The following is a 13,257-nucleotide window of genomic DNA, read 5'->3' as shown; positions in this document are numbered from 1 at the left end:
GGTAATCAGAAATCAGGTTCCCAATTAACTGTAATTAATTTGCCCGTAATATCTACATTAGAAATTACTTGCTCTTCAATAAACGGAATTAACCGTTCTTTTTGTCCAAAAGCATCATTCGAGTTGGCTTTTACAACAAGCACATCTTTAGAGCCTGTTTCCATCATATCGGTGACAACACCGAGATCATAACCTTTGTCAGTGTTAACCTGACACCCGATCAAATCACGCCAATAGAAGTCTTCTTCCAGTTCTGGAAGTTTATCCGGGTCAACGAACAGCTCCAAACCAACTAAGGCCTGCGCTTCTTCTCTGACATCAAATCCTGCTATTTTTGCAACAAAACCATTACTGTGGCGTTTCCAGTCAGTTATATTAACCTCTTGAAGCTGCCCTTTTGATTTCATTAACAACGGCTTATATTCAAAAATGCTTTCAGCATTATCGGTGTAGGAGTGGACTTTTAACCAGCCTTTGATGCCGTATACTGCACCAAATTTACCCATTACAATCGGCTCTGCTTTTTCGCTCACCTAATTCTCCTCACCTGACTGCAATTAAGCAGCTACAGCGTTATCTTTTACTAATTTAGCAACACGATCACTTAGCTGTGCGCCAAGACCAACCCAATGGTTGATGCGATCTGTATCTAAACGTAATTTTTCTGCTTTACCTTGTGCAGTAGGGTTAAAGAAACCTACTTTTTCAAGGAAACGGCCGTCACGTGCGTTACGGCTATCAGTTACTACCACTTGGTAGAATGGGCGTTTTTTAGCGCCACCACGAGCTAAACGAATAGTTACCATATCGTCCTCTATTTATTATTAAACGTCGAAAGTCAGAGGTTTCTGACCACTTGCTTTTGTAGAAAGCCGCAAAATTATACCCTTATTCAAAAAAAGAACAATCAAAATCACACTTTGCTCAAATTTAGTGCAGTTTATTCCAGTAAAAACAGTGGAGATACATAAGAAAAATAAGAAGAGCCAAGCACTTATTGAGTCATTGAAAGGCACGCAGATATTTACGCCCTACAGCAAAAAGCCCAGGTTAGAGACGCTCTAACCTGGGCTTTAAACTTATAAGTTTTCTAGAAAAGTCTTATTTTTTTCTAAATCCGCCCAGACCAGGAGGCATTCCCATACCGCCCATGCCGCCGGCACCGCCGCCCATTCCAGGCGGCAGCATACCCTGCATACCGCTCATCATTTTACGCATGCCGCCTTTACCGGACATTTTCTTCATCATTTTCTGCATCTGGGTAAACTGTTTAAGCAGTTTATTAACATCCTGAATTTGCGTACCTGAACCAGCTGCAATACGGCGCTTACGCGACCCCTTAATAATCTCCGGCTTAGCGCGCTCTTTTTTATTCATAGAGTTAATAATCGCTTCCATCTGAGCGGTACTTTTATCGTTAACCTGACTCTTTACAGCATCCGGCACCTGCCCCATACCCGGCAGTTTATCCATCATGCCGGCCATGCCGCCCATACTTTTCATCTGTACAAGCTGGTCACGGAAGTCTTCCAGATCAAAACCTTTACCTTTCTGAACTTTTTTCGCTAATTTTTCTGCTTTCTTTTTATCAACTTTGGTTTCAAGCTCTTCGATTAAAGAAAGAACATCACCCATACCTAAGATACGGGAGGCAATACGATCCGGGTAGAAAGGTTCTAAGGCATCAACCTTCTCACCCATACCGATAAATTTAACCGGTTTGCCGGTAATATGACGAATAGAAAGCGCCGCACCACCACGGGCATCACCATCCGCTTTGGTTAAGATGATACCGGTTAAAGGCAGGGCTTCATTAAATGCTTTTGCAGTATTAGCCGCATCCTGACCTGTCATGGCATCAACCACAAACAGAGTCTCTACCGGATCAATCGCCTTATGCAGCTCTTTAATCTCATCCATCATTTCGCCGTCTACGTGTAAACGGCCTGCAGTATCGACCATAACGACATCAATAAACTGCTTTCTAGCATGATCAATAGCGGCATTCGCTATATCAATAGGATTTTGTGTAATATCACTCGGGAAGAATTCAACATCTACTTCACCGGCAAGGGTTTCCAGCTGTTTAATAGCGGCCGGACGGTAAACGTCGGCACTCACCACTAAAACACTTTTCTTTTCTTTAGTTTTTAATAAACGCGCTAATTTTGCTACAGAGGTGGTTTTACCCGCACCTTGTAAACCCGCCATTAACAGAACAGCCGGCGGCTGCGTCGCAAGGTTTAATGATTCATTAACCTCACCCATTGCCAGTTCAAGTTCATTTTGAACAATTTTAATAAATGCCTGGCCCGGGCTTAAGCTTTTAGCTACTTCCTGGCCGACAGCACGTTTTTTTATGGCTTTTATAAAGTCACGAACTACAGGCAAGGCCACATCAGCTTCTAATAAAGCCATGCGTACTTCGCGTAAGGTATCTTTAATATTGTCTTCGGTTAAACGCCCTTTGCCACTAATGTTTTTTAGGGTTTTCGACAATCGATCGGTTAAATTCTCAAACATGTTCAGATCTCGTTACTAATAAATTAACTCGATTATACGCATTTATCGATATTCAAAATAGTATTAACTTCTGATCGGCTTAATAAAGCAGATAAAAACTGTTTTAAGGGCAAAGCTGCGCGTATAATCAGGTCTATTAAAAAGTAATTAGTGGGCTGATATGGATTATTTTGCGTTAATTAGCAGTTTTTTTTACATTGCTGCAGGTGCGGCTGCAGTTAGACAGCTGTTCTCACCTAATAAATCTCAGCCTGTCTGGCAGTTAATCCCTATTACCATTGCTTTATCAAGCCATGCCGTCTGGCTGTATCAGCATATTATTCTAGTCGACGGGCAGAACCTGCCTATGTTGAATGTGCTCTCTCTGGTCACTTTTATCATCTCAGCACTTTCTACTTTTGCCAGCAAACGCCTAAATACCGGCGTACTGCTGCCGGTGGTTTACGCTTTTACTGTAATAAATTTCGCCGCCGTTGTTTATCTGCCCAGCCATTTTATTACCCACCTGGAAACACACCCGCAGGTGGGATCGCATATCATATTTGCCTTGTTAGCTTATTCGATATTAAGCATTGCCAGTCTGCTGGCCATACAGCTGGCATATATTGATTACCGCCTGAAAAACCACAAATCACCATTAACGCAGATCAATATGCCGCCGTTAATGACCCTGGAAAAAAGCCTGTTTCAGTTTATTTTTATCGGTTTTATTTTATTAACCTGCACCCTGCTGACCGGCTTTATTTTTCTTGAAGATATGTTTGCCCAGGGAAAAGCGCATAAAGCGGTTTTCACCCTGATAGCCTGGGTTATTTATGCGGTCATATTATGGGGGCACTACACTAAAGGCTGGCGCGGGCGTTTTGTTGTCTACATCACCATTGTCGGCTCTTCCGTGTTAACACTTGCTTATTTCGGCAGCCGCTTTGTCCGTGAAATTATTCTGACCTGATAATGATCTAGCTAGTTAAATGCTGTAACCCGCTTCACCGCAGCTTTTAATCAACACCTGATTCAGATTACCCTGCAGCCGGGCAATTCTCTTCGCCCGCAGACACTCCCAGTTACTGACCGGATACTGCTGATGCCAGGCAGTCATCAATTTATACTGCTGTTTACTCATTTTATAACGCGGGTAGGCACTTGCCATATACAGGTAAGTTCTGGCTATCTGCCCCCGTGCCGACTGCGGCGGCTCAGCTTTTTTAGCGGCTATCTTCATGGCACAGGAGCCGAAGCTGCTTTCCTTGCCCGCGAGCATTACAAAGTTGTAATTACTGCGGCTGGCATTAACTGCGCCGATCGCAGGAAACAAATTATACATATCAGCCTGCATAAGCTGGTATTCAGCATTCACTTTTTCTGCGCATCTGCGCCCTTTGAATGAATTCCCCTTGCGGCTCACGCACTGAGCATTGCCCTGACGCCATTCGCTAAAGGTGCGCCCGAAGTTCTCCGCCGACACCACATGTTCCCACTCTATTTTTTTCGCCCGTTTTTTATATTTATCGGCCTGAAAACCAGCCGGAGCAGTGACCTTTTTTTTACTGTCAAACTGCGCCCCACAGTAAATGGTCTTACGCTCCAGGTCGTTTGTGTATACCTGTCTTTCCAGCATTTTTTTAGCTTTATTAAAAGAGTGATTAGCGGCATTGCCGGGGTCGGCAGACAGAGCAGCTGAAAACAGCAGAAGTAGAATTAAGTATTTGATAACAGAGCACCAGGAGAAAAAACGTCAGTTTATCAGCTCTGCCTCTTAGGCTTTAATTAAAAATAAATCAGCAGGCACACAGGCATAATTATGCTTTTGTTTTTATACTGTGACAGGCGAAAACAAAGCTGTAAAATTTTTCAGGGCTGGAGTCACTATAAGAATCTCAGCAATCATCTTTGTTTTATCTACTTTTCTTCGCTACTATCCCTAGTTAATACTAACAGCTCAAAGAGAATATTTTGAACGACATACCGACCAGTGCATTACTGATAACACTTATTATCTTAATCGTTATCTCTGCTTATTTTTCAAGCTCAGAAACAAGTATGATGTCGCTAAACCGCTACCGCTTACGCCATCTTGCTAAAGATAATAACAAAGTTGCAGTTCGGGTTGAAAAACTGCTTAATCAGCCGGATAAACTGATTGGTTTAATCTTAATCGGTAATAACCTGGTTAATATATTAGCCTCTGCACTGGCGACCATTCTAGGGCAGCGTTTGTTTGGTGATGCTGGTATCGCCATTGCCACAGGTACACTAACTCTAGTGATTCTGATCTTTGCAGAAGTAACACCGAAAACCTTAGCAGTGCTTTATCCGGAAAAAATTGCTTTTCCAAGCTCATTGATTCTGCGCCCGCTGCAGAAATTACTCAGCCCGCTGGTGTGGCTGATTAACGGTATTTCCAACGGTTTATTGCGCATTTTCGGTATCAGCGTCACACCGCAGAATGATAACGCGCTTTCAAGTGACGAACTGCGCTCGGTGGTGCATGAAGCCGGAACTATGATCCCCGCACATCACCAGCAGATGCTCCTGAGTATCCTTGAGCTGGAAAAGGTTACCGTTGACGAAATAATGATCCCGCGTAATGAAATTGCCGCTATTGATATCAATCAGGACTGGGATACCATTCTCAAACAGCTTAAACACCGCACTCATACTATGACCCTGCTGTATCGCGACACCATCGATGATGCTATCGGTTTTCTTCATGCGCGTGATTCTCTGCTGATCCTGTTAAAAGAAGATTTTACCAAAACCACCCTGTTGCGCAGTGTCAGAGAGTTATATTTCATCCCGGAAGGTACACCGCTTAATACCCAGCTGGTTAAGTTCCAGCATAATAAAGAACGTATCGGTTTAGTGGTTGATGAATACGGCGATATCCAGGGCTTAGTAACACTGGCCGATATTTTAGAAGAGATTGTCGGTGACTTTACCACCACCCATGAACCTCACAGCTCACAGGAAATCCATAAACAGCAGGATGACTCCTATATTATTGAAGGCAGCCTGGGAATTCGTGATATTAATAAAGAGATGGGCTGGACTCTGCCGACTGACGGACCGCGCACATTAAACGGCCTGATCCTCGAACATCTTGAAGAGATCCCGACGGGCAGAATCAGTGCACGGATCTGCGGCTATCCCATGGAGATTTTAGAAGTGGAAAATAACATGGTTAAACTGGTAAAAGTTATGCCGCACCTGTTCAGTGAAGAAAACTGATTTCCCTTTTCTCAAGGCATTAAAAAAGGCGCCTTCCAGTCAGGAGAGGCGCCTTTTTACTTTATACCCGTTATCATTCAAGATGCAAAAATCAGCAAGTCGTAAGGTGAACAGATTCTAGGCGTGAAAGTGAAGATCTAACGGGTTAAATCGAGACTTCACAACAACGAAGATGATTACCTTACACCTTGCCCTCCGGGTCGTCAGCTCGAAAACCAATACTGCGTTGCAGCATTCGATAAGGACTAGCCATTGTCATCATACTGCGCCTTGTCTTGGTGTCCAAGCTGGCGACTGATAAATGCATTTTGATTGGTAACGGGTATATATGACCAGCGGCTAGTTTAAAGCTGCTTTAACTGCTCTTCACTCAGCGCAATATCTTCATTTTTATTAATACCGATACCTGCATCAATAATTGCCTTTGCGATCTCCTGCGCTTCAGCTAAAGAGTGCATAGCATAAGTACCGCACTGGTATTCATTTAGTTCCGGAATGTCATTCTGCTCTTTAACCGCCAGCACATCATGCATAGAAGCTAACCAGGCATCACTCACCTGTGTTTCAGTCGGCGTACCGATCAGGCTCATGTAAAAACCGGTACGGCAGCCCATAGGCGAAATATCAATAATTTCGACACTGTCACCATTTAAATGGTCACGCATAAAACCGGCATAAAGGTGCTCCAGTGTATGAATACCTTTCTCTGAAAGAATATCTTTATTCGGGGCGGTAAAACGTAAATCAAACACAGTAATGGTATCTTTACCCGGTGTCTGCATGGTTTTTGCAATACGCACTGCAGGCGCATTCATAATAGTGTGGTCAACAGTAAAACTATCTAATAACGGCATTTTCTTTCCTTTCTATAACGGGTTGCGGTTTAGGCAAAAAACAATCGCCATAACCAGCTTGAATCTAAATTTTCCTGACAGCCGCGTAACTGGGCGGCATATTGTTTGGAACGATTATCAACTTTACGAGAAACTTTAATCAGCCAGGGTTTCTTATTATAACTCTTCTTTTTATAACCGCCCCAGCCTTCATGATAATTCAGGTACTGAGCATAGGCATCCCACTTGGACACGCCGTTGATTTTCTGCGTTTTATTAGTAAACCAGCCCATAAAATCAATGGCATCGGCAAAATCATCACGATCAGCCCAGCTGTTGCCTGTTTCGCGCTTATAATCAGACCAGGTCATGGTTTTCGCCTGCGCATAGCCGTAAGCATCACTCGCCCTGCCGATGGGAATAAACCAGAAGTATTCCATCGGCGGCGCAGCATTATGTTTAAAGCTGCTTTCCTGATACATCATTGCCAGCGGCACATGAATCGGCGTGCCCCACTTCTCTTTCATATCCTTAGAAGCACTGTACCAGTCGCGATGCTCATAAAATATTTCACAGATATTATCTGGATTTTTAGGCGGAGGAGTCGCGCAGGCGGTTAAAAATAAAGCACTTAAAATAAATATTAAATTTTTTTTGAAATTCATTGAACTTATTCCCAGTCACACTGACTAATCGTTTGTAAACATTAGCAATAATATTTATAAAACCAGCCACGCTGCCTAACCACCAGTGTGATAACAACCGCGTTGCCTAATCAACAACGTTAGAAAAACCGTTGCCTAACCATCAACGTCGCATAGTTAAACATATTATATTCCTTCAAAAGCCTCTTATTAAAGAGGCTTTTTTTTATTCTTTTTCCGAGTTAATAAAATACTGCTGCAGGTAGTCATCAAAACTCAGCACATCATTACTTTCAATTTTCTGCTGTTTTTGTAATGAATCTGATTTTTCCTGCTCAAAAAAGCTGTCTGACCAGATACGGTATCCCTGTGTCATTAACTCTTCTTTATAGGTTTTAGCCAGACTCAGTGCCAGCGGACCGTTATCAGAATCATTTGCGGTGATCATTTCCAGAATACGCGCTGAACTGGTCAGCTCAGGGCTGGCAAAACGCGGTGCAATATGTGCTATCGCGGTCTGATAACGCGTACAGTTTCTATTCCCGTCTAATACAACGGCAAGTTCCTTAAGCTGCTCCGTAAGCCAGTTCCCCCAGTCCGCAACGCTCTGCTCACTGCCGTCAATATTAAGTGCCAGGCCAGGCTCCCGCCCTTTTGTCACGATCTGGTTAAGGTTGCTGGAAAACAGCTTCGACTGTGCTTCTGATATTTCCGCAGAAGGAATAACCGCACACCAGGTAAGGAACAGATCCAGAAAGTTAACCTGCTCTTCGGTGATCCCGACTTTAGAAAAGGGATTAACATCTAAAGAGCGGATCTCAATATACTCAATCCCCCGCGCATTAAGCGCCTGTGACGGGGTTTCACCTTTTTTCTGCACCCGTTTCGGACGGATTGATGCATATAGTTCATTTTCAATCTGCAGTATATTGTCATTCAGCTGCTTGTAGCTGCCGTCTTCTTTTATACCTAAACCGGTAAATTCAGGTGCTTTCTGAGCTAATGCATGACGAACAGAAGCAAGGTAGTTATCAATACTGTTATAACCCACCTTAAGTCCAGACTGCGCGCTGCTGGTATAGCCCAGATCACTTAAGCGCAATGAAGTCGCATAGGGCAGATAAATAGTCCCTTTACCAGATTTTTTAAATTCAAAATCGTTTTCTCTGCCCTGAATAAAGGAACTGCATAAAGCTGGAGAAGCGCCGAAAAGAAAAGGAATAACCCAGCCGTAACGAAAATAGTTACGTACCAGTCCCAGATAACCGCTGGACTGCGCATCTTTACCCGCCAGGTCTGAGTTATGTATATCAGCCCAGACCGGCCAGAATGCTTCCGGCAGTGAAAAATTATAATGCACTCCGGAAATAATCTGCATCATATTGCCGTAACGGTTTTTTAACCCCTGGCGGTAAGCTGTTTTCATCAGACCTACATTTGAACTGCCGTACTGTGCTAATTCAACCTGATCTTCATCCTGCACGTAACAAGGCATGCTCATCGGCCATAATGATTCATTATTTTCTAAGTTTTTAGCCGCATAATGGTGGATATCATTAAGATAATCAAAAAGCTGATTAACATCTCTGGCAACCGGCGTAATAAATTCTAATAAGCTTTCTGCGAAATCGGTTGTAATAGAGCTATGGCACAAAGCGCTGCCGAAAGCATAAGGGTGGCCTTTTTGTGAAAGTTTACCATCCGGATTAACACGTAGAGCTTCACGTTCTATACCGCGGCCGAAGCCGACCAGTGACTGCGGTTTTTGACCTATAACAGTCATACGTTGTTTAAAATCGAGAGACAAGAGCAGACCCTTTGAATTTACGAAAAGAGCTAGCAGAGTACCTTAAAAAAGACACTGTTTACAAGCTTTAACTATTTTATAACAACTGACATAGCAGACTAATTTTCCTGTTCTTAGAAGAGGATTTTTGCAGGAAAAACCAGGCAGACAAGTCAGGCTAAAAAAAAGGCCGCTTAATTAAGCGGCCTGTAAAATAAAACACAGTGTTTTAACCGACTAATGCCAGCAGTACACCGGCGGCAACCGCACTGCCGAGTACACCGGCAACGTTGGGTCCCATCGCATGCATCAGCAGGAAGTTATGCGGATTTGCTTCCAGTCCCACTTTATTAGCCACACGTGCGGCCATAGGTACGGCAGAAACACCGGCGGCACCAATTAGAGGGTTAATCGGGCTTTTCGAGAAGCGCCCCATAATCTTAGCCATAATCACACCAGACGCAGTACCGATTGAGAAAGCAATCGCCCCTAACGCCAGAATACCTAATGTCTCAATATTTAAGAACTTATCGGCTGATAATTTTGAACCGACGCCTAAACCTAAGAAGATAGTCACGATATTAATAAGCTCGTTCTGCGCAGTTGAACTTAAGCGCTCAACAACACCACTCTCGCGCATCAAGTTACCCAGGCAGAACATACCAACCAGCGGTGTGGCGGCCGGTAAAAACAGAATAGTCAGCAGCAGTACAGCAAGCGGGAAAATAATTTTTTCCTTTTTACTTACCGGGCGTAACTGTTCCATTTTTATTTCACGCTCTTCCTGTGTCGTTAACGCACGCATAATCGGCGGCTGAATAATAGGCACCAGCGCCATATACGAGTATGCGGCAACCGCAATCGCCCCCAGCAGATCAGGTGCAAGCTTGGACGCTAAGAAGATAGCTGTCGGACCGTCTGCCCCGCCGATAATTGCAATGGCAGATGCATCCTGCAGGCTGAATTCAAAACCAGGAATCAAGTTAAGTAAAATAGCCCCGAACAGCGTTGCAAAAATACCAAACTGAGCAGCAGCGCCTAAAAACAGTACCTTAGGATTCGCGATTAACGCGCCAAAGTCAGTTAAAGCGCCAACCCCCATAAAGATAATTAACGGAAAAACCCCCGTTTCAATACCAACATGGTAAACGTAATAAAGCATACCGCCTTCATCATTAAAACCAGCATTCGGTATGTTCGCTAAAATAGCGCCAAAACCAATAGGTAATAATAATAGAGGTTCGAATTTACGTGCAATTGCCAGGTATAATAATAAACAACCAACGGCAATCATCACCAGATCAGGCAGCCCGAAATTTGCTATGCCTGTATCCATCCAAAGTTTTGTTAATCCATCCACGTCTCTGATTCCTTACCCGATTACAAACAGGGCTTCACCCACAGCTACTGAATCGCCTTCTTTAACCTGAACAGCCAGTACAGCACCGGATTTGGTAGCGCGGATTTCAGTTTCCATCTTCATCGCTTCCATCACCAGCAGTACGTCACCTTCACTAACCTGCTCACCTTGATTAACTAATACTTTAAAAATATTACCCGCCAGCGGAGCTGGAAGATCTTCACCTTCAGCATTAGAAACGGGCGCGGCAGGTGCCGAAGCGGCTGGTGCAGCAGGAGCAGAATCAGGAGCAGCTGTTATTCCAGAAATACTGCCTTCAGGGCCAACCTGAACATTAAACAGCTGGCCGTCAACAGCCACAGAATAGCTTTCAACTTTACCTTTTTCAGCAGCCGGTGCAGCGGCGGCCGGCTTAAGATCATCTGCACTTGGTACAGGTTCAAAAGCGTCCGGGTTATTACGGTTCTCTAGGAATTTAAGACCGATTTCCGGGAATAAAGCATAAATCAGCGCATCATCAATCTCCTGCTCGGCAAGTTTAATACCTTTTTCCGCAGCCACTTTTTTAAGTTCAGCTGCAATAGTATCCATTTCCGGAGCGAGATTATCAGCAGGGCGGCAGGTTATTGCAGCACCGCCGTCTAATACTTTAGCCTGCAGCTGTGCATTAACCGGAGCAGGAGCAGCACCGTATTCACCTTTTAATACACCGGCAGTTTCTTTAGTGATGTTTTTATAACGCTCACCCATTAATACATTGATAACCGCCTGCGTACCGACAATCTGCGAAGTTGGTGTAACCAGCGGGATAAAACCAAGGTCTTCACGTACACGCGGGATCTCTTTTAATACATCATCCATCTTATCGGCGGCCCCCTGCTGTTTAAGCTGGCTTTCCATATTGGTTAACATGCCGCCCGGTACCTGTGCGATAAGAATACGCGGATCCACACCTTTTAATTCACCTTCAAATTTCACATATTTTTTGCGAACTTCACGGAAATATGAAGAAATTTCAGCTAATTGAGGTAATTCAAGCCCGGTATCACGTTCAGTGCCTTCAACGATAGACACTAAGGTTTCTGTTGGTGAATGGCCGTAAGTCATACTCATTGAAGAAATTGCACTGTCAACAATATCAATGCCTGCATCAATCGCTTTCTGCTGTGTTGCCACACTTAAACCTGTCGTTGCGTGGCAGTGCAGTGCCAGAGGGATATCGGTAGCGGCTTTAATTTTTGTGATCAGCTCTTCTGCAGCATAAGGTTTTAATAAACCTGCCATATCTTTGATACAGATAGAGTGCGAGCCCATATCTTCCAGGCGTTTTGCCATATCAACCCAGCCGTCGATAGAGTGAACCGAGCTGGTAGTATAAGAGATAGTGCCCTGTGCATGAGCACCGATTTTAACGGCAGACTTAATTGCAGTTTCAAAGTTACGCACATCATTCATTGCATCAAAAATACGGAATACATCGACGCCGTTAGTGTGTGCACGCTCAACAAACTTTTCAACAACATCATCGGCATAATGACGGTAACCCAGCAGGTTTTGACCACGTAATAACATCTGCTGCGGAGTCTTCGGCATAGCTGCTTTTAAAGCACGGATACGATCCCACGGATCTTCACCCAGGTAACGAATACATGAATCAAACGTTGCACCGCCCCAGGTCTCTAAAGACCAGTAACCGATCTTATCAAGTTTCTCTGCAATCGGCAGCATATCGTCGATACGCATACGTGTTGCAAATAATGATTGGTGTGCGTCGCGTAGTACTACTTCTGTAATTGCGAGAGGCTTAGACATATTCACTTGCTCCTTCATTAGTTCTTTCCCCATTATGCTGCTTCAGTTTTACGATACTGCTGCACAGCACTGCTAATAGCGGCGATTAATTTTGGATTGATTTCTGACTCAGACGAGACAGTTGAGGGTTGTTTTCGCGGGACCACGCTTCTTTTTACAGCGGGTTCATCAGCAGGTATATATTTAGCCATCAGGTTGACAGCAATCATTAATAAACCCAAAAACAAAAATACAAAGGTCATTCCTAACCCTAGTAGTGTTAATGCTCTAAATAATGACTCAGTAACATCCATACTTTATTATCCTTTTTACATTCAGCTAATAGTTGCCTGCCTATAACACATCAAATTGAATAAATATTCACTAACAATATAAGTTTAACGCATGAAAAACGGTTATTTAATAAACCTCTTCATTATTCGAAACCAGCTTAAAGCAGTACAAATATGCTTTAACGGCTTTATAATTCCTTTAGATACAGGCTTAATATAAATTAAATGTCGCTTCTAAGGGACTAATATTGTACTGGTTTTCGTATAAAATTGAAAGCAGGGCAAGATCTCAGTTTAAACGCCCAAAATAGCGACAATTACAGATAGTTTTTCAAACAGTGAAGCAGTGCACAAAAACAACGCGGATCCGGGCTGTTTAGCGGGCTGAAGGAGCAGCAGAAAGTGACTAATTAAGCAGAATTTATGCAGAAGAATAAATATGACAATTTATTCTGAAATAGTAAATTTTTATTCACTTTTAGTATTTTTTTAGCTGTATAGATAAAATATAGAAATATAGAAATATAGAAATATAGAAATATAGAAATATAGAAATATAGAAATATAGAAATATAGAAATATAGAAATATATTTTAAAGCACAAGAAAAAGATAAAACAGAGATAAATAAACAGGGGAGAAATATGGTGCGGGTGAAGGGATTCGAACCCCTGACCGCCTGGTTCGTAGCCAGGTACTCTATCCAGCTGAGCTACACCCGCATAGTGCATAATATTAACGGACTTAATATTATAAAGCTCTTAAAAACAAAGAATGGTGCGGGTGAAGGGATTCGAACC

Annotated in this window: 12 protein-coding genes and 1 tRNA gene; 2 read left to right on the top strand and 11 right to left on the bottom strand. The window is 43.2% G+C overall.

All coding sequences use genetic code 11. The features are described 5' to 3' along the window. Positions 1 to 5: 5 nt before the first annotated feature. From rimM to ffh, 3 genes are all read right to left on the bottom strand, one after another. Complete coding sequence (rimM, locus tag G337_RS0114585) at positions 6 to 533, bottom strand: ribosome maturation factor RimM (RefSeq protein ID WP_028864552.1); 528 nt, start codon at positions 531 to 533, stop codon at positions 6 to 8. Positions 534 to 557: 24 nt separating this feature from the next. Beyond that, positions 558 to 806 (bottom strand): 30S ribosomal protein S16, encoded by a 249-nt coding sequence (gene rpsP / locus G337_RS0114580; RefSeq protein WP_019616161.1) that lies wholly within the window; start codon positions 804 to 806, stop codon positions 558 to 560. A 295-nt stretch (positions 807 to 1,101) separates the two neighbouring features. Then, positions 1,102 to 2,523 carry a signal recognition particle protein gene (gene ffh / locus G337_RS0114575; protein ID WP_028864551.1) on the bottom strand — a complete coding sequence of 474 codons (1,422 nt, stop codon included), beginning with the start codon at positions 2,521 to 2,523 and terminating at the stop codon, positions 1,102 to 1,104. Positions 2,524 to 2,683: 160 nt separating this feature from the next. Between ffh and G337_RS0114570 the strand changes: the two genes are divergently transcribed. Continuing rightward, positions 2,684 to 3,475 (top strand): cytochrome C assembly family protein, encoded by a 792-nt coding sequence (locus G337_RS0114570; protein WP_028864550.1) that lies wholly within the window; start codon positions 2,684 to 2,686, stop codon positions 3,473 to 3,475. A 15-nt stretch (positions 3,476 to 3,490) separates the two neighbouring features. Here the strand turns inward: G337_RS0114570 and G337_RS0114565 are convergent, their stop codons facing one another. After that, positions 3,491 to 4,141, bottom strand: a complete 651-nt coding sequence (locus G337_RS0114565; protein WP_425414435.1) for an endonuclease — start codon at positions 4,139 to 4,141, stop codon at positions 3,491 to 3,493. Between the two features lie 335 nt (positions 4,142 to 4,476). Between G337_RS0114565 and G337_RS0114560 the strand changes: the two genes are divergently transcribed. Then, on the top strand, positions 4,477 to 5,751 hold the full coding sequence (locus G337_RS0114560; protein ID WP_028864548.1) for an HlyC/CorC family transporter: 1,275 nt from the start codon (positions 4,477 to 4,479) through the stop codon (positions 5,749 to 5,751). Positions 5,752 to 6,095: 344 nt separating this feature from the next. Here G337_RS0114560 and luxS read toward each other — a convergent pair whose 3' ends face one another. The 7 genes from luxS to G337_RS0114525 form a co-directional block, all read right to left on the bottom strand. Then, positions 6,096 to 6,605, bottom strand: coding sequence for an S-ribosylhomocysteine lyase (gene luxS / locus G337_RS0114555; RefSeq protein ID WP_028864547.1), 510 nt, complete (start codon positions 6,603 to 6,605; stop codon positions 6,096 to 6,098). Positions 6,606 to 6,634: 29 nt separating this feature from the next. Further along, positions 6,635 to 7,249, bottom strand: a complete 615-nt coding sequence (locus tag G337_RS0114550) for a transglycosylase SLT domain-containing protein (RefSeq protein ID WP_028864546.1) — start codon at positions 7,247 to 7,249, stop codon at positions 6,635 to 6,637. Between the two features lie 205 nt (positions 7,250 to 7,454). Then, positions 7,455 to 9,035, bottom strand: a complete 1,581-nt coding sequence (gshA, locus tag G337_RS0114545; RefSeq protein WP_028864545.1) for a glutamate--cysteine ligase — start codon at positions 9,033 to 9,035, stop codon at positions 7,455 to 7,457. A gap of 208 nt (positions 9,036 to 9,243) precedes the next feature. Continuing rightward, complete coding sequence (locus tag G337_RS0114540; protein ID WP_425414436.1) at positions 9,244 to 10,350, bottom strand: sodium ion-translocating decarboxylase subunit beta; 1,107 nt, start codon at positions 10,348 to 10,350, stop codon at positions 9,244 to 9,246. Positions 10,351 to 10,386: 36 nt separating this feature from the next. Beyond that, entirely contained in the window at positions 10,387 to 12,186 is a 1,800-nt protein-coding gene (gene oadA, locus G337_RS0114535) for a sodium-extruding oxaloacetate decarboxylase subunit alpha (RefSeq protein ID WP_028864543.1), read from the bottom strand. 32 nt (positions 12,187 to 12,218) lie between these two features. Further along, positions 12,219 to 12,479: an oxaloacetate decarboxylase subunit gamma gene (locus G337_RS0114530; RefSeq protein WP_028864542.1), complete on the bottom strand. Its 261-nt coding sequence runs from the start codon at positions 12,477 to 12,479 to the stop codon at positions 12,219 to 12,221. A 623-nt stretch (positions 12,480 to 13,102) separates the two neighbouring features. Beyond that, positions 13,103 to 13,179, bottom strand: a tRNA-Arg gene (locus G337_RS0114525). Positions 13,180 to 13,257 lie beyond the last annotated feature (78 nt).

The sequence above is a fragment of the Psychromonas aquimarina ATCC BAA-1526 genome, from assembly GCF_000428725.1.
In the GTDB taxonomy this organism is placed as follows: domain Bacteria; phylum Pseudomonadota; class Gammaproteobacteria; order Enterobacterales; family Psychromonadaceae; genus Psychromonas; species Psychromonas aquimarina.
Note: the sequence above shows the minus strand (reverse complement) of the source record. Positions and strands in the feature narration are given on the sequence as shown.